This is a genomic window from Moritella sp., assembly GCF_013215705.1.
Taxonomy (GTDB): Bacteria; Pseudomonadota; Gammaproteobacteria; order Enterobacterales; family Moritellaceae; genus Moritella.
This window is the reverse complement of sequence record NZ_JABSQR010000011.1, coordinates 73,503-90,093: the sequence shown is the minus strand read 5'-3', so window position 1 is coordinate 90,093 and position 16,591 is coordinate 73,503. Positions and strand designations below refer to the sequence as shown.

Here is a 16,591-nt window from a genome sequence, read left to right as displayed (position 1 = left end):
CACACACTAAGCAACCACAATCCCCAAACCTATATAATTAATCGGCTTCGGTTGTTTGGTCGTTAATAATGAAGAATGGTAATATGAGAAACTAAGAATAATGAAAGTACTGAACAATGCAAGAAGCTCGATTCGCCCCAATGCAAATGCGCTTAATAGAGTCACACCAAGTACAGTCAAAGATATCGCATTTTTTCGTGCGAAACTTGCCCCGATTGAGAACGTTAATGGCAGCCATAGCCAGATGTCTGATTCTAAAATCATTAAATTGTCCTTAATAAATAGTTCGATTTGGAATGTTTTTATTCAAATGGTTTCAACATACTGAATTAATATCGTTTTCACAAGAACGAGAGTAAAGAAAGTAACAGGGTTAGAATTCTATATTTGGTCGACCGTCGCATAATGCTCGCGTAATTGGCGCGTTTGTTAAATGCTTATTTCGCTGCATTGCCGAGCACCCAGAAGCCTATGGGCCAAGCTGCGAGTAAAGAATAAGTAATTAGGTTTGCGTTACGTACTTTATTCTTAATACTGATAGGAGGTAGTGATTTATTGATGCTCTTTGACACAAAATACTCTGACCACCATGAAACAAAGAAGAAGGGAAGCAACAATACTAATCCCGCGACAGGTATCATCCAATTTAAGTCTTTCTCGTATGGTATCAGCCAAGGTGCTTGCCAAGTAACCGCTAACACTTTACCCATGACTGAATCAATGCCGTAGGCACTACCACCGCCTGTCACCATTTGAACTACGACGAGTAGCAACCAAGTAATAGGAATACCTATAATGGTTGAAGCCAAATTAGAGATGCTTACCGTTTTCAAAGATTGACTAATCGACAGCTCCAAACTCTTTGATATATACAATGATTCAATAGTGATGATTGGCACTAGCGAAAGCAAAAATGCTGGCATTGCTAAAAATAACATTGGCACACCTGCATTAGCATAAGCCATGCTTGGAACAGTCAAAGTCAATAAGACTAGCGTGATTTTCTTCGATTTATGCACAATTTCCTCTTGGTGTTTGTATAACAGGAGCCTCGATTTACCAAATTTATTCACCTCAATGAAAGTAGATTAATCAATTGAAAAATTAGATTATATTTCAATTTTATTAATTACATTTTTATTGGAAAACGAGTCAACCTGTAAATTATTTAGTCTTATAAGTTATATACAAAAAATTGCTATGTAATTGAGTATATTAATATTAATTTTAGGCTGCAAGATAAACTTGACGGCCTTTTGATAATTCGAAACAGCTTTAACCAAAATGCCAATACACTATATAAAATCACTTTATCTAATAGTTTTTTTGGCGCATAACTATGATCAACTGGGTTGGTAAATTTTGCATGAGAAAATATATGACAAATCGATATGCACATATTATGACAGAGTAAGGACTCTAAGCCAGAAAGGGGCAATTTTGAGTTAGCTAGGTGAGCCAGCCCGTTTGTGGGCATAACTGCGTTAGAGTTATTTTACTAGCCGATAGTCATTAGCTTTTGTAGGATAAGTGATGGTATCTAACTGATACTATAACCAATTAACCTTAACGTGTATTATACGGAGTGATCGGGTTTTAAATTGTAAGTGCAATATAGTAATGTCACATTTTAACAATTTAGATATGTCACATTTTGGTATACTTGGTCGTAATTAATCCAAGTATCGAGTTGTGCCATGTTACTCACTATGGCTGATATTGAAATATACTGAATTAACATCATCAAAAATGTTATTGATAAACGTATCTCTGGCATCGATGCTGCCGCGCTTCTTAACCTCAGTCCACGACAAGTATATCGACTGACGAAGCAATATTTAAAACATGGTACTGAAGGTTTGATTTCACATAGACGTGCCAGCCCAGTAACCATCACCATTCTTATAAATTCAAGCAACATGTTCTAGAGTTAGTGCAAATCCATTACCTCGATTTTGGTCCAACTCTCGCACACGAAAAACTCACCGAGCTATATGTTATTTCTGTGGGCATTGAAACACTACGTCAATGGATGGATTGTGGCGATCACATGCCAAACGCAAACCTCAGGTATATCAACCTCGCTCTTTGCCCAAAGTTCGTCGGACATTAGGTATGAAGTAGGCCGTTGATTTCCGAAAATCGGGTAAGGTCAGTCCGACTTGTAATATCTTTCAACTATTTGCATCTAAATGTAATGATAATTATTTGTATTTAGAGTGGGAGATCAACAGGGTAGGTGCTATTGGTTGTTAATCGTCCGGTATTTGCTTAATAAGTGGTGCAATCATCCAGTATTTGATCTAGAATGGTTGTTAATTATCTGATATTAGGTCAATAAATAGGAAAAAATAAAATGAAAAAAAACGTATTTATGCTCAGTACACTGCTGCTGGCATCCTCGGCTGTATTAAGCCAACCCTTTGAAGTCACAAACAATATGACGGATGGTGCAGTCAATATTGTTAAACAGTTAACTAACAGCCAGAATGTTGTATATTTCAATGCAGCTTCGCTTTTAAAGGAAGGCGGTGAGTTACAAAAACTGACCTTACAGGATATTGAACGGGAGGTTGTCGGTAATAAAAATAAGTACCTGTTAGATTTTTCATCGTTAACCAGCCCTGAACAGAAACAACGTGCGCTCGATAAAGTCAGTAAAATTACTGGTATTTCCTTTGAGCAAGACTTCCTTGTTATTTCCGCATTCAAAGGTTCACTCCTCTATACTCCAGTCAGCAGCCCAGAAGACCCTAATGTCAGTGCACTGGAAACAGCAAATATCACAACCTTCTCTGCACCGCTGACCATTAAAAAGTCACAAGGCTCACCGGCGCTTTCTTTCTATGTGTCAGCTAACCGTCCTATATCTGATGGGGAGTGCAGTTTTAGTTCGGGGCAATTATGGGGTTCATCAGACAAATCGGTTTATTGCGATACACCCAACATATCTCTAATTTATAAAGTGGATCTCTTGCGTTCACTCCCTGTCAAATTCGGCAGTCAGACTGCGCCTGATAAAAAACTGGTACGTGTGACGCTGGCTGGGGATTCCCGGGGGAGTGGTATACATCTGAATGACAGCATTGACCGAACGTTATGGTTTAGACCTGGCAACATTAGCATTGTTGATGGCTGGATAGGAGAGTACACCTATGATGCCATTGCCCTTGACTATAAGGTCGGTGTCTCTTCGTCGAACGGTAAGGCAAGGATTATTTATAAATACCCAACGGACAATGTTCAGAGTAATTATGAACACCGAGAGGTTCAAGGCTTCACCATTGGTGGAACTACTAGTGTTGAAGTGAGTGAAGATGGACCGAAAGCCAAATTGGAAGCTAATGCTTCTTACTCTTCACAAAAATGGTTCTCGTATAAAACAACGGATTACGCCATTAAATTATCCACCCCGAATGATCGCACATTTGTCACCACATGGCAGAGAGAAGAATATAAATCAGCAGACGACCTTCGAACCCTATCCACCCTGGACTTGATCTCCGATTTTCCTAATGACATCATTAACAAGTCTCTGATCAAGCCAATTGGCTACAGCAATTTCACCCCTCAGATGGAGGTGTTCTATGCAGCTAACTCTGATGAGACAGGCAAGACCAGTTTCACCATCGATACATCAGTCAACTTTAGCCCAATCCGTATGGGTATTTATCGACATTTCATTGGTGTTGGTGGTTGGAGAAGTTTTCAGGGACGTGATTTTACCCCGAAGCGTGTGAATGTAGAGCGCACCTTTACAGTGAATTGGGATCATGCAATCTTCCTAGGTGGCAATCCGGTGAATTTGCAAATGGGTGCGTTTAAAAATAAATGTATCTCTGTTGATTACAGTAATAACGGCACTATTGCGCTTGTAGGCTGTGATCGTAAGGATACTAAACAGTCCTTTATCTACGATGAACTGGGACGCTATGTGTCAGTCGATGATATTTCGCAGTGCCTGGACGGCGACGACCTGAGCAGGGTTAGCCAATGTACGCCATCTCTGACGCAGAAGTGGGATTGGAACGATGACCTGTTGAAGAATGAGTTCGACGATCGGGTATTATCAGCCAAGACCGAGAACAATACGTTGTTCTTGTCTTCAAATTCGTCAGAGAGGGGAGCTGAAAATCGTACGTTCACGTTCAGCACTAACATCTATGATACAGGCGAGGCAGCAGGGTTCTGCAATATCCACCCGTGGGATGTTTCCCTGAGTGGCAATGTTGGCGATGTCTATTATTATCGCAACCCTTACACGAAAACCAATGACTACTTCCGCCTGAATACAGAAAAGTATGGGACCTTCCCAACAGATCAAACCAGCAGTCTGGACTGGGAATATATTGGTCATAGTAGCTGTGATGAGATAATAGAAATCTAATCCGAACTCATTAATAGGCTGCCTTACCAGTCAGTTCACTGGTTGAAGGTTTTGCCATTCGCAGAGAGTCCTTTCTAGTACTGGAATTTCAGTGCTGGCTGCGACTTTCTGCGTTTACCGAGTCCGATGGACTGGTTTGTTAAATGCCTAAGCTCGCTATTCAAACTTTTCACTCAACACCGATTCACCCAACTCATTTTCACTATGAATGAGTAAAAGGGCGTCTTGAGGAGAGAAGTGAAACTCTACTTGGCCATATTGGGATATCAAAAATATTTTCCTTTTGCCAAAACAACCTCTGATACCATCAGGCACACCAAGTTTACTCTGAACTGAGTATCTATGGTCTGCTGCAGTAAACTTATATATTGCTACTTCAACTTTAACTTCCTTACTCATCACTCTCCAAGCAAACTGTTAGCAGTCTCACTTTAAATTCTTGTTATGTTCCGACTTGCACCGACAGACCTGTTTCAATAGATATTCTATGAGCAATACCGTCGAAATCCGTAACTAATACGCTGTCGTCAGCAAACTCAAAACCCTCTGTGAAAATTTCTGGGCCTGATACTGTCCAGATTTTGTCTCCATTGGATTTTAATCGGCGTATATCTAATTCACCCCAAGAAATTAAACAATCGTACTCACTTACCCAAACGACACCAAAGCAAGTAGCAAAATCAACTTTTTTAACCCAAATAAGTTCTAGTGTGGAAGCTTAAGAGAATAAATAGAGTCTCCTGAAGCAACATAACAAATATCGTCGTTAATGGTGAAAGAGTATTCGTGCACTCCTGTCGCACCGCCAACACCTAAAAATATAACTGATGATTCAGGGCTATCGATATCGCCAACGAATAAACCATGTGCTGAAGAATGTCGGTATTTTTTATTTCTACAGAGTTCAACTTCATATGAACGAATATTATCTGTCGAATTGACCGAATAATGAGGCTCGTTTATCAAAGTTACATCAATTCCGTTGAATATTTGCTTCATACTTTCCTAGGTACCAACGCCGAAACACCGGTTTGGTGAAGTTGGCGGCTTTTGGGAATAAAAAAGGGGACAGCATTACCAAGTCAGAGTGCTTTGACTTGTTACATGCTGAGCTACACATTTGCCATTTCCTTTAGTTCCGTGAACTTTACTGGTAACGAAGGAATACTAGCCATTGCCATTAATTTTCTCTTTAACTCAGTGTCCATATTACTCGTAGGTTCACGTTCTCTTTTATAGGGGCCACCATGTAAATTCCAGTCAAACACATAAAACCCAAGTTGGGCATAATCAGACCAAACTTCTGAGCATCCCCAATTTGGGGAGTCGAGTCGCTCCGAAATATCGTCATGTTCCGCATAACTTTCAATAACTAGGCAAGGTATTGAGCCTTCACCAGCAGTTGAGAATAAGCTGATATTTCCTTCGCTATCTATTGCGAACCAATCGAACTCTCGACCTTCTAATTCTTCTTCGTAGATACTCATAATTTATGACATGTAACGTTTGTATAACAGGACTCTTGATTTGCCAAATACATTCCTCAATAAAAGGTGATTAATTGAAAAGTAAGATTATACTTCAAATTTATTAATTACATGTTTATGGGAAAACGAGTCGTCCTGTAAATTATTTATTTAGTCTTGTAAGTTATATACAAAACTAGCTATGTAATTGATTATATTGATATTAGTTTCATGGTTCAAGATAAACCTGATTGCCTTTTGACAAATTGAGACTCAGTTTACCAAAATGCCAATAACACTGTATAAAATCATCCTATCTAGCAATTTTCTTTATCCATAAATATAATCAACTCAGCCGATCAATTTTTCATGATTTAATGTATGGAATAACGATATGAATATATTTTGGGTGAGCAGTTACTTAAGGCATTTAGGGGCAATTTTGAGTTAGTCCTATTATGTGATTACCGAGGGAGTGTGACGGAGTAATTACCGTGGGACTTTGTCATTTACACTGTTAAGTTTAGTCCACCCCCCTCATTTTAATATGTTGCTTTCGCTAATGCTCCTGCACGTTCGATCCGTAACACCTTAGTATTCAGTTTTTCTCTTACCCAGATATTTCTAATTGTCGAGTGACTGATTGATATATTGTGTCTTATCATCATTTCACTGCTGATAGGGATTTGGGTCAGGTGAGGTTTTTCTAATGTTAGCTCTATGACTTTATCTTCAACATCTTGGTCTATACGATTGGTATGACGAGGGATACCATACATCCGTTTAAGCGCCAGAGGTCCCTGAGTTTCAAGCAGGCGTCGATTATTGTAGATGCTTTCCCTTGAGCAACCACTTATTCGAGCCGCTTCAGATAAGTTACCCAGCTCTTCTGCGAGGTCAATGGCATCGATTTTTTTCTGCACTTCTTCCCCGTATTCAGTTAGCTTGCATGGTTCCTTGATTTCAGACGTGATGAGCTTTCTATCGGCAAAATAAACGGTAAAGCCGCCACCCAACTGTTTCCGTATTTCTACTTTCTGGTTCACGATTGAATGCCTTAAAGGGGAATCGATTATGTACATGGTGTTGTTGTAACTGAAGGTATGATCACGACGGATTTTTCTGTATTATTTCTGAACACAGATAGCATCAAGGTTGATGTACGCTGGGACTGGTTTAAATTCCGAATTAATATTCTTTGCATGGACAGTGAGTTGTTTCAACCAATAATCTGGAATAAAGGTATTTTTCAGGTAATGATTAGCGCTGTCCATGTCCGTTATCTCTGCCAACCGAAGCTCTGGAACCAAGCGGTCTTGGAAGGTATCAAATGCGCGTTCGACCCGACCTTTACCTTGGGGTGAATTGGCAAAGATGATCTCGATCCCGAGTTCTTCACATGCCCTTTGCATTTGTGAGAAGAGGTCCCCCAAAAATGCCCGCTCTATCAACGTACAGAGTTTTAAACAGCCCTCGCTTCTCGATATAAGCCTTCATCACTTTCATGCAACCATCGGTAGTCTCGGACGGAAAGAATTCAGCATGGATATCACTGGTCGCATATTAAGCAAGACTTCTTATCCCCATACCACAGGTGTGGACAGCCATCCATTTGCAGCATTAATCCCGATGATTCCATCCGTTCACGCCTTCTTCTCACTTTTGAACGACGATGTTTAGCCCGTTTCACATGGTGAATAGCATGAGCCCAAGAGCGAAGCGTTTCACGCTTCACTTGAATTCCTTCTCTCACCCTCAAAATATCAATGACGTGCAACAGGTTGAAATAATAGTACTTATCTTTAATGAGTGACTGAACTTGTCGCTTCAATGAGTCGGGGATCTTGTTGGTTGGTGTTTTCCCCGTATTGCCATGGATAACAAAACGAATGCCATCTTTTTTATATCGGCGGAGATAACGTTCAATGGTTCGACTGGACTTATTGAGCAGTTTTGAGGCATTAAGAATGCTAATTTTGCCTTCAGCAACCTTAGCAATCACATCAACAGTGAGCTGGGATTGGGAATTCATCACGATCATCCTTAGTAACCTCTGAAAAGTACACAGTGATACTCAGAGGATTACTTAAAAATTTGATCCGTCAATTTCCCTTGGTAATTATAAAAACGACAGAGTCGCTTGGTAGTTATGGTACGACAGAGTCCCTTGGTGTTCACATTGAGTTAGCAAGGCTAGCTAACTCATTCTTGGACAAAACCGTGTTGGAGCTTAAGCTTCAGTGCCTATTATTCGCATTACAGAAACTATGCTAAGTCGATATGTAGACGTATTCAATTAGTGTTTTAGCGTGACTGATACAGCTGTAACCCTAAGTTAATTATACAAAAATCTGCATAAGCCCTTTTTAAACATATATAAAAAATCGTAGCAATACATTAAACTATCATAGAATCAGTAGATTAGTCATTTAACACGTTAATTTTAGGCTGTATTTTCGGACATGATTAATTTTATTTATATGGACATTTAATGGCGGATAGTAGGAAAACCAACATGACATTGATACATCATAGATTTAATAAGTTCGACACTCTTAGCCCTTCAATACAGGAAGGAATAAATTCAGATTATGTCAGTGATATTAAAAATTGGGAAAGACGAAAACTAAGTAATTTTAATGCAAGTCGTTATCGGAATTTATGTAGTGTAAATGGATTACAAGCTTTAATTGGGAAAAGTTATTTACTAAATAAACCTAAAACCCAAATTATGCGTAACCTGTATACATTTCCAGAGTCAGGGATGTTGGGTGTCTTTTCTCAGTTACATGAAGGTAAAAAGATAACACTCACGTTAGAAGGGCATAGTTGTGAGGTAGTTGCTGATAATATCATTTCAAAGCCATATAGTTCGGGTAAGATTAATGGGTTTAATCTTGCATTTGCCGAACTATGCAAAGGTATGTTTAACCCCTACGCAGATATGCGTAAGCTAAGAGACAAGGTGGTAGAAGCGTCTGCTCATTTTTATGTGGAGTGGGAGGAGCAGAAAGAATACGTTAATCATCTCTATTTACCCTTGGTTGAATTGATCTGCGTTGTTCACAGCGCAGAGAGAGAATCACATTATCAGAGTAGCTTGTTGCACGCACTGCAGGCACATAAAGCCTACTATGATAATGAAGATAGGTCACATGATGCAGAGGCAATGATTGCGCTTTGTATCACGGGCATTGCGGCTTATGCCTATGATAGGTTCGGCCTAGTACCAGAGGTTGAAACTGATTATATGCCGCAGTGGCTAGTAAAAGGCGAGTTTCCGACTTACGATGAGGCCTTTCCGGAAATAAAAGCACTACCTAAGCCAATATGCAGTGATTTTGAGTTTACCGCGGAACATTTGCCCAGAACTCAACCTGAATCGAGGCATATTTACGAAGCAGCGCTAAAGTGGGCAAAAGAAGAACGAGAATTACCGCCTCTTTGTGATGTTATTGGCCGTGATATTGATTCTAAACAGATCAACAAAAATATTGTTGGTGAAATTTTTATCGAGGTACTTGGAGACGATTGGGTTCTAACGCTTTATTCTATGGAGCCAAGCTTAATACAAGATCCGCAAGCTTGGTTAGCAGCTATGACAACACGCTGGCAGGCGTTTATCGCACAATTTTCACAAGAGGCTATCACGAATGTGAGGTTTATTGAGTATGATTAGTTATTACCGATAGTCTTCTTTTAAACTAAACATCTCCATCTCCATCTCCATCTCCATAGGTGGAGATGTTTTACATGAGAAAATCGATGGCAAATAACTATGCCCTTATTGCTGCTGAGTAAAAGCACTAACGCAGAAAGGGGCAATTTTGAGTTAGCAAGACTAGCTAACTCATTCTTGGACAAAAATGGCTGGGTTATTGTACTAGTCGATAGTCGTGTTATCGATGAATGTTAGCGGAGGCATTGTGCGACGATCTATTTCTAAATGGAAAATATCAGGTCGATTATAGTGACCAGTTACATCCAAAGCTTTGCGAGAATCTCGAGCTGCATCTAAATCTATATTGGCAAATAAAACACCCTTCACTTGATGGAGCGGACCGGCTACAACACCACCAAAAGGTTTAACTACGACAGCATCGCCCGAATTTATCCATTCATCACTTAGAAACAACTCGTCTCGTTGTGGAAACGTCTCTGGAATATCTTTACCTTGTATTGCTGTAGCACAGCTTAAAACCCAGCAACCACCTTCGCGAGCAATATGATTCATTGAAGCGATCCAAGTATCACCACTATCCCAAGTTGGAGCGATATAAATATCTATATCTTGAGCAAATAGGCCGTAGCGAGCCAATGGCATATAATTTTCCCAGCAGATCAGGCAACCGATCCTACCAACAGGAGTATCAACAACTCGGAGGCCACTGGCATCGCCAAATCCCCAAACCCCCAAACCATACGCTCGGGGTTTGTTGGCATCATTTTTCGGTGGCGGTTTAAAATAGCACCGTTAAATCCGATCACTACCACAGTATTAAATAATGTAGTGCCGCTAAATTCCGAGTCAATCTCATTCATTCCCATCACCACAACAAGATTATTTTTAGTCGCAGCTTCACAGATTCTATCAAGATCGCCGTTAGCGATATTGACTGCATGATTTCTTAATTTCGTGTGAATTTCATTACCAAGAGTTATGTCTCCCCCTGGACGGAGCCGCCATATCCAAGTGGGATAACCTGGCAGAAATGCCTCGGGAAATACGACCAGTTGCGCTCCTTCATCTGCTACTTCGTTGATTGTTTCCACAGCCTGATTGATTGATGCTTCAAGATCGAGCAGCACTGGTGGTTTTTGTGCAATTGCAACTTTTATGTTCATGAGTGTTTCTCCGTGAGTGAGTAAATAATTTCATTTTTATGCCACATGGTGATTAGTGAGCATCTGGATTGGATATATATGGCTTAGTAATTATTCAGTTAATAAGTTACCGGAACCTCCAGCCTCTTTTGGTAAATCACTTATTTTGGGTAAACCATCTGTTATCCGCAGCACTGATTCTTTGTAGTTGACATGCAGCGTCGGCTCGAAGGAAAAATCCTGTAGTACAGCAGCGGGCACGTCTGTTAATCCCATGTCTGGATGCTCAGTAAAAAGGTGGCCTCCACAGCACTTACACCACTTACGAGTACTGCCGGGTGTTTTGTTGTAGCTGTTAATTTTGTTCTGCCCTTGAGTAATTTTTAGGGATTAGGGTTGCCATAAAGTGAAAGCACTTACAGGCCCAGCAGACCAATGACGACAGGAGTCACAATGACAATAAGCCGTCAGGTTTGGTTCACTTGTGACAGTAAATTTAACCTCGCCGCAAAAACAGCTACCTTGGTATGTATTTTTAATGTCCATGTTGAAGCTTCTATATTGGTGGTGTGATACTTCAAGTACAGTTGATCGTCTATAATTCATCAAGTACGGAAACTGTAGCTTAAACTACGGAAACTGTAGCGTTATTGGAGCGGCCTAAGGGGGGGATGAAAATGAAAGGTTACGGACAGTTTTGCCCTATCGCCAAAGCTTGCGAGGCGCTGGGGGAACGTTGGACTCTGTTGTTAATACGTGAACTGTTGTGCGGCAGTCACCGTTATAATGATTTTAAACGTGGTTTGCCATTAATCTCTCCCACTATGCTATCGCAACGACTCAATATTTTGCAAAAACGTGGTCTGGTCGAGCTTAAACGGTCCAGTGATAACCGGAGTAATGAGTATCATCTCACTCAAGCTGGGCGCGAACTAGAGCCTATTGTGATGGGGCTGGGAGAGTGGGGATCTCGTTGGGTGCGAAGTCAAATGTCGGATGATGATCTGAGTGTCGAATTGTTAATGTGGGACATGCGCCGCACTATTAATAGTTCAGCATTACCTCAGGGCCGCACTGTATTACATTTTGAATTTAAAGATTTGAGTAAAGTCTATCGCAATTGGTGGTTGCTGGCAGAAAATGGTGAAATTGATCTCTGTGTTGATGATCCAGGATTTGATCCTGATATAAATTTCATTACTGACCTAAAAACAATGACTCAGTTATGGCTGGGCGACACCAACCTATCTAAGGCTGAGTCTAATGGTAACTTGGTTATTAGTGGTACCTCATATCTGATGCAAAACATCCCACAATGGTTAGCTTTCAGCGAATTTTCTAGTATTAAGAGCAGACTAGCCTAGCTGCTTGAGATGTCCTTAGCTCATTTTTTAGACTTTCACCGCTGACGCGTTCTTCGTCACGATAAAGGGTTTGCGAATGGGCACTGTTGCGTATCGTGTCTATAGTTATCCATAGAGTAACCTCCTTTATACCCAATGACTTAAAATGTAATTAACTGTGCGTCTTCAGGGTATTCACAACCCAAGGTTGGAGAACCGTTCATGGCAAGCTTTATAGAGTCTACCGATCTATTTGACATGGCTGAACAATATCCATTCAGCGATGTGCACTTCTGGCGTGATCCAGAAACGCAGTTACAAGCCATTATCGCTATTCACAGTACCAAGTTAGGCCCTGCTATTGGTGGCTGCCGAATGATTAATTACCCTTCAGCTCATGCTGCTGTTAAAGACGCTTGCTGTTTAGCGGCTGGCATGAGTTATAAAACGGCAATAAATAGACTACCTTTTGGTGGCGGTAAAGCGGTTATCTTAAAACCTAAAAATTTAACGGATCGTAAGGCGCTGTTTACCTCGTTTGGGCGGTTTGTTGAAAGTTTAGGTGGTCGTTACATTACTGCCATGGACAGCGGTACGACGATTGCTGATATGGACGTAATCGCCAGTCAAACAAACCATGTTATGTGCACGACAACGGCAGGGTTAGCGTCGGGAGACCCGTCTCCGCATACAGCGAAAGGCGTTTATTATGGGATAAAAGCGGCGGTTAAATTTAAGTTGCAACAGGAGTCACTTGCCGGGCTTCATGTGGCAATTCAAGGTGTTGGGAATGTAGGTTATGCATTGGCGAAGTTACTGCACAATGACGGAGCCAAGTTAACGATCGCCGACCCAAATCAGCAAGCAACACAGCGACTGGTCGATGAATTCGGCGCTGATATTGTCACTGGTGATGACCTTTATGCTGTTCATTGTGATGTTTTTTCACCGTGTGCATTAGGCCAAGTGATTAATGCACATTCTATTGCCCAATTAAACACTTCCATCATTGCTGGTTCTGCTAATAACCAATTACAACATCCGAATATGACGGATGCGTTGGCTGCCAAAGACATTTTATATGCGCCTGACTATGTCATTAATTCCGGGGGGGTATTACAGATCACCTATCTTAATAAACCGGATGTGGTGCAGCATAAATTGGCGGCCTTGTATGACACGCTATTAGCTATATTTATCCAAGCAGAGCAGCAAAACAGTTCGACAGTTGATGTCGCTAATAGTTTAGCTGAAAAGATACTGACGGGACCATTTTCCGGAGCTGATTATGAATAAAAATACCGTTAAGGTCGAAAGTACATTCCGCGTTGGTTATACCCAATATCTTGATGAAAAAGGCAAACTGTCAGAACCTTTTAAATATTTTTCTGCCGCCGGTGTGAGTAACGAATTGCTTGTTGAATTTTATCGATGGATGTTATTTACCCGCACTTTTGATTGTAAAGCCATTGCGTTACAACGTACCGGCCGTCTTGGTACTTATGCCTCTTGCCTAGGTCAAGAAGCGGTAGGGGCGGCGATAGGTAAAGCGATGCGCGCAGAAGATGTTTTTATTCAAGCTTACCGAGAAACAGCTGCGGTACTTATTCGTGGGGTAACACCCGAAGAGATCTTAATGTACTGGGGTGGGGATGAGCGGGGGATGGATTTTAAGGGGCCGCGAGAAGATATGCCTTGTACCATCCCTATTGCTAGTCAGTGTTGCCATGCTGTTGGTATCAGTTATGCCATGAAGTTACGTAAAGAGCCACGTGTTGCAGTTGTTGTTTGTGGCGATGGCGCGACATCCAAGGGTGATTTTTATGAATCAGTTAATGCCGCTGGAGTATGGCAGTTACCCCTAGTATTTATTATCAATAACAACCAATGGGCTATTTCTTTGCCGCGCGATGAGCAATCGAGTTGTGAAACATTAGCGCAAAAAGCCATTGCTGGTGGGATTAGCTGCGAACAAGTAGATGGCAATGATGTGATTGCTTGTTATATCAAAATTAAAGCCGCTATCGACAGAGCCAGAGAAGGGCAAGGACCGCATCTAATTGAAACCATTTCTTATCGGTTATCCGATCATACCACTGCCGATGATGCTTCTCGTTATCGTGATGAGGATAATGTCGGAGAAGCTTGGCAGAAAGAGCCCATGACTCGACTGCGAAATTTACTCATGGATGAATTGATCATTGATAATGCCGCCATAACGCTGTTAGAAAAAGAGTGTAGTGAGGAGATTGATGCCGCGGTAACGCGCTATCTTGCTATTCCACCTGCGTCGCCAACCACCATGTTTGAATATCTGTATGAAACCTTGCCCGATCAGTATTTAGACCAGTTAGAGCAAGTTCGAAACACGGTCTCACAGGAAGGTGAAAAATGAAGGACATGACACTCATTGATGCAGTTAATCATGCCTTGTTTGATGCAATGGCAGAAGATGAAAATGTCGTCTTACTGGGTGAGGACATTGGTGCTAATGGTGGTGTTTTCCGTGCGACAGAAGGATTACAGGCAGAGTTTGGGCGTGAGCGCGTTATTGATACTCCCTTAGCCGAATCACTCATTTGCGGTATGGCAATTGGTCTTGCAGCGCAGGGGATGAAACCCGTTGTCGAAATTCAATTTATGGGGTTCATCTATGCTGCATTCGATCAATTCTTATGTCATGCCGGTCGAATGCGTAATCGTACGCGTGGCCGTTTAACCTGTCCTATGGTGTTACGTGCGCCGTATGGTGGTGGTATTCATGCACCTGAACATCACAGTGAAAGTACCGAAGCTATTTTTGCGCATCTTCCCGGTATTCGTGTGGTTATTCCATCTTCTCCTGGACGGGCTTACGGTTTGTTGCTGGCTGCAATTCGAGACCCTGATCCTGTAGTGTTTTTAGAACCAAAGCGTATATACCGGTTACAAACTGAATCTGTTGATAATAACGGCCAAGCATTACCGTTAGATGTGTGCTTTACCCTGCGCGAAGGTGCTGACGTGACTTTAATTAGTTGGGGAGCAATGTTATACGAAACCTTACAAGCAGCAGATCAGTTGGCGGAACGTAATATATCGGCGGAAGTTATTGATCTTGCCTCGATTAAACCCATCGATAAAACCACGATATTAAGCTCGATAGCAAAAACGGGTCGCTGTGTGATCGTGTCTGAAGCAGCTCGAAGTGGTGGGGTAGCTTCTGAAATCGCAGCCATTATTGCTGAGGAAGGCTTGATGACGTTGTTGGCTCCGGTCATACGCGTGAGCGGTTATGACACCATAATGCCCTTAGCTAAAATGGAAAAATATTATATGCCAAGCGTTGCGCAAATTATTACCGCCGTTAACAAAGTCATGGAGTTCTGATGCATATTTTCAAATTACCTGATTTAGGGGAAGGCTTGCCCGAAGCTGAAATTGTTGAATGGTTTATTAAACCTGGTGATGTCGTGACGGCAGACCAGTTAATGGTGTCGATGGAGACGGCAAAAGCCATTGTCGAGATCCCGTGTCCTGAAAACGCTATTGTGGTGAAACTGTATGGTGAACGTGGTGACATTATTCATACCGGCGATCCACTTGTTGAGTTCGTAGAAGAGGGCACCGTAATATCGAGTGAAAATGGTGCTGCAACACGCGAACCAGTAAAAGCCTCGACATCTGTTGTTGGGGAATTGCATACATCCGACACTAAGTTAAAAGAAACGCCGCAATCGGTATCGGGCAACAGTATTGGCGTAAAAGCAACGCCAGCAGTACGGGCATTAGCACATCGATACAATATTGATTTAAGCATTGTTACACCTTCTGGCCCACACAGTACCATTACAGCTGCAGACGTAGAGCGTGTGGTTAAAATATTTGCAGATGTGGGTGAACTCGTACCACTGAAAGGTGTTCGCCGCAGTATGGCCAAAGCGATGACCCAAGCGCATGCCGAAGTTGTTCCTGTGACGCTCCATGATGATGCTGATATTACAGCGTGGTTTGCTCTGGGTGATATCACGGTACGCTTAATCAGAGCAATGGCACTTGCGTGTGCAGCAGAACCAACATTGAATGCTTGGTATGACAGTCATGCAATTGGTCGTCGTATCATTAAACCCATGCATTTAGGTTTAGCGGTAGATACCCAAGATGGCTTATTTGTGCCAGTGATCCGCGATGCGCAACGTTACTGTGCACGCGCGATGCGTGACAAAATTAATACCATCAAAGAATTAGTCTCACAGCGAAAAATAGCGGCGGACGATTTACGCGGCAATACCATCACCCTATCTAACTTTGGCAGTATGGTCGGTAAATATGCGAATCCAATCGTCATGCCCCCTACTGTAGCAATCCTTGGTACCGGCCGATTATTTCAGCAACTTGCCTACACTAATTTAAACAAGACAGCGTCGGATGATGGTAAAGGGACAATTGTCGAACTCACCTTGTTACCCTTGTCATTAACCTTTGATCATCGGTCTATCACTGGTGGCGAAGCCGCTCGATTCTTAGCTGTGTTAATGGCAGACCTAGCGCTGGATAGTTAATACAAGTACCCCGTGATTACGAGATTTTAT

The 16,591-nt window shown here is 41.7% G+C and carries 16 protein-coding genes and 1 pseudogene; 8 read left to right on the top strand and 9 right to left on the bottom strand.

Annotated elements, in window-relative coordinates; all coding sequences use genetic code 11:
- Window positions 1-6: 6 nt before the first annotated feature.
- Together HRT96_RS09135 and HRT96_RS09130 are read right to left on the bottom strand one after the other, a co-directional pair.
- A complete protein-coding gene (locus tag HRT96_RS09135) occupies window positions 7-264 on the bottom strand; it encodes a hypothetical protein (RefSeq protein WP_293155270.1) in 258 nt (85 codons plus the stop codon).
- 173 nt (window positions 265-437) lie between these two features.
- Window positions 438-1,019 carry a hypothetical protein gene (locus HRT96_RS09130; RefSeq protein ID WP_293155267.1) on the bottom strand — a complete coding sequence of 194 codons (582 nt, stop codon included), beginning with the start codon at window positions 1,017-1,019 and terminating at the stop codon, window positions 438-440.
- 714 nt (window positions 1,020-1,733) lie between these two features.
- Here HRT96_RS09130 and HRT96_RS21950 point away from each other — a divergent pair.
- Complete coding sequence (locus HRT96_RS21950; protein WP_366052031.1) at window positions 1,734-1,928, top strand: helix-turn-helix domain-containing protein; 195 nt, start codon at window positions 1,734-1,736, stop codon at window positions 1,926-1,928.
- Window positions 1,929-2,356: 428 nt separating this feature from the next.
- Window positions 2,357-4,387, top strand: coding sequence for a leukocidin family pore-forming toxin (locus tag HRT96_RS09125; protein ID WP_293155264.1), 2,031 nt, complete (start codon window positions 2,357-2,359; stop codon window positions 4,385-4,387).
- 156 nt (window positions 4,388-4,543) lie between these two features.
- Here the strand turns inward: HRT96_RS09125 and HRT96_RS09120 are convergent, their stop codons facing one another.
- From HRT96_RS09120 to HRT96_RS09105, 4 genes and pseudogenes are all read right to left on the bottom strand, one after another.
- The gene (locus HRT96_RS09120) at window positions 4,544-4,786 is read right to left on the bottom strand and encodes a hypothetical protein (RefSeq protein ID WP_293155262.1); all 243 of its coding nucleotides are present in this window, start codon (window positions 4,784-4,786) and stop codon (window positions 4,544-4,546) included.
- A 306-nt stretch (window positions 4,787-5,092) separates the two neighbouring features.
- Window positions 5,093-5,386, bottom strand: coding sequence for a hypothetical protein (locus tag HRT96_RS09115; protein WP_293155259.1), 294 nt, complete (start codon window positions 5,384-5,386; stop codon window positions 5,093-5,095).
- 113 nt (window positions 5,387-5,499) lie between these two features.
- A complete protein-coding gene (locus tag HRT96_RS09110) occupies window positions 5,500-5,874 on the bottom strand; it encodes a hypothetical protein (RefSeq protein ID WP_293155256.1) in 375 nt (124 codons plus the stop codon).
- A 521-nt stretch (window positions 5,875-6,395) separates the two neighbouring features.
- Window positions 6,396-7,894 (bottom strand): annotated as a pseudogene (locus tag HRT96_RS09105) (ISNCY family transposase).
- A 474-nt stretch (window positions 7,895-8,368) separates the two neighbouring features.
- On the opposite strand from HRT96_RS09105, the gene HRT96_RS09100 reads away from it, so the two are divergent.
- The gene (locus HRT96_RS09100) at window positions 8,369-9,532 is read left to right on the top strand and encodes an Imm49 family immunity protein (protein ID WP_293155253.1); all 1,164 of its coding nucleotides are present in this window, start codon (window positions 8,369-8,371) and stop codon (window positions 9,530-9,532) included.
- Window positions 9,533-9,736: 204 nt separating this feature from the next.
- Here the strand turns inward: HRT96_RS09100 and HRT96_RS09095 are convergent, their stop codons facing one another.
- The 3 genes from HRT96_RS09095 to HRT96_RS09085 all read right to left on the bottom strand — a co-directional run bounded on the left by HRT96_RS09095 (window position 9,737) and on the right by HRT96_RS09085 (window position 10,953).
- A complete protein-coding gene (locus HRT96_RS09095) occupies window positions 9,737-10,270 on the bottom strand; it encodes a nitrilase-related carbon-nitrogen hydrolase (RefSeq protein ID WP_293155250.1) in 534 nt (177 codons plus the stop codon).
- Window positions 10,195-10,698, bottom strand: coding sequence for a nitrilase-related carbon-nitrogen hydrolase (locus HRT96_RS09090; RefSeq protein WP_293155247.1), 504 nt, complete (start codon window positions 10,696-10,698; stop codon window positions 10,195-10,197). The genes HRT96_RS09095 and HRT96_RS09090 overlap by 76 nt, the downstream gene beginning before the upstream one ends.
- A gap of 90 nt (window positions 10,699-10,788) precedes the next feature.
- Complete coding sequence (locus tag HRT96_RS09085) at window positions 10,789-10,953, bottom strand: hypothetical protein (protein ID WP_293155244.1); 165 nt, start codon at window positions 10,951-10,953, stop codon at window positions 10,789-10,791.
- A gap of 401 nt (window positions 10,954-11,354) precedes the next feature.
- Here HRT96_RS09085 and HRT96_RS09080 point away from each other — a divergent pair, with 401 nt between their 5' ends.
- The 5 genes from HRT96_RS09080 to HRT96_RS09060 all read left to right on the top strand — a co-directional run bounded on the left by HRT96_RS09080 (window position 11,355) and on the right by HRT96_RS09060 (window position 16,561).
- Window positions 11,355-12,041, top strand: a complete 687-nt coding sequence (locus tag HRT96_RS09080; RefSeq protein ID WP_293155241.1) for a helix-turn-helix domain-containing protein — start codon at window positions 11,355-11,357, stop codon at window positions 12,039-12,041.
- A 201-nt stretch (window positions 12,042-12,242) separates the two neighbouring features.
- On the top strand, window positions 12,243-13,316 hold the full coding sequence (locus HRT96_RS09075; protein WP_293155238.1) for a Glu/Leu/Phe/Val dehydrogenase dimerization domain-containing protein: 1,074 nt from the start codon (window positions 12,243-12,245) through the stop codon (window positions 13,314-13,316).
- Window positions 13,309-14,415: a pyruvate dehydrogenase (acetyl-transferring) E1 component subunit alpha gene (gene pdhA / locus HRT96_RS09070; protein WP_293155235.1), complete on the top strand. Its 1,107-nt coding sequence runs from the start codon at window positions 13,309-13,311 to the stop codon at window positions 14,413-14,415. Before HRT96_RS09075 ends, pdhA begins: the two co-directional genes overlap by 8 nt.
- The gene (locus HRT96_RS09065; protein ID WP_293155232.1) at window positions 14,412-15,389 is read left to right on the top strand and encodes an alpha-ketoacid dehydrogenase subunit beta; all 978 of its coding nucleotides are present in this window, start codon (window positions 14,412-14,414) and stop codon (window positions 15,387-15,389) included. The genes pdhA and HRT96_RS09065 overlap by 4 nt, the downstream gene beginning before the upstream one ends.
- Window positions 15,389-16,561, top strand: a complete 1,173-nt coding sequence (locus tag HRT96_RS09060) for a dihydrolipoamide acetyltransferase family protein (protein WP_293155229.1) — start codon at window positions 15,389-15,391, stop codon at window positions 16,559-16,561. The genes HRT96_RS09065 and HRT96_RS09060 overlap by 1 nt, the downstream gene beginning before the upstream one ends.
- Window positions 16,562-16,591 lie beyond the last annotated feature (30 nt).

Bases quoted from the DNA above. Each gene is read 5' to 3' on its own strand.
- HRT96_RS09065 (WP_293155232.1), top strand. From the start codon at position 14,412: ATGAAGGACATGACACTCATTGATGCAGTTAATCATGCCTTGTTTGAT.
- HRT96_RS09060 (WP_293155229.1), top strand. From the start codon at position 15,389: ATGCATATTTTCAAATTACCTGATTTAGGGGAAGGCTTGCCCGAAGCT.
- pdhA (WP_293155235.1), top strand. From the start codon at position 13,309: ATGAATAAAAATACCGTTAAGGTCGAAAGTACATTCCGCGTTGGTTAT.
- HRT96_RS09135 (WP_293155270.1), bottom strand. From the start codon at position 264: ATGATTTTAGAATCAGACATCTGGCTATGGCTGCCATTAACGTTCTCA.
- HRT96_RS09115 (WP_293155259.1), bottom strand. From the start codon at position 5,386: ATGAAGCAAATATTCAACGGAATTGATGTAACTTTGATAAACGAGCCT.
- HRT96_RS09110 (WP_293155256.1), bottom strand. From the start codon at position 5,874: ATGAGTATCTACGAAGAAGAATTAGAAGGTCGAGAGTTCGATTGGTTC.
- HRT96_RS09125 (WP_293155264.1), top strand. From the start codon at position 2,357: ATGAAAAAAAACGTATTTATGCTCAGTACACTGCTGCTGGCATCCTCG.
- HRT96_RS09075 (WP_293155238.1), top strand. From the start codon at position 12,243: ATGGCAAGCTTTATAGAGTCTACCGATCTATTTGACATGGCTGAACAA.
- HRT96_RS09085 (WP_293155244.1), bottom strand. From the start codon at position 10,953: ATGGGATTAACAGACGTGCCCGCTGCTGTACTACAGGATTTTTCCTTC.
- HRT96_RS09090 (WP_293155247.1), bottom strand. From the start codon at position 10,698: ATGAACATAAAAGTTGCAATTGCACAAAAACCACCAGTGCTGCTCGAT.
- HRT96_RS09100 (WP_293155253.1), top strand. From the start codon at position 8,369: ATGACATTGATACATCATAGATTTAATAAGTTCGACACTCTTAGCCCT.
- HRT96_RS09080 (WP_293155241.1), top strand. From the start codon at position 11,355: ATGAAAGGTTACGGACAGTTTTGCCCTATCGCCAAAGCTTGCGAGGCG.
- HRT96_RS09120 (WP_293155262.1), bottom strand. From the start codon at position 4,786: ATGAGTAAGGAAGTTAAAGTTGAAGTAGCAATATATAAGTTTACTGCA.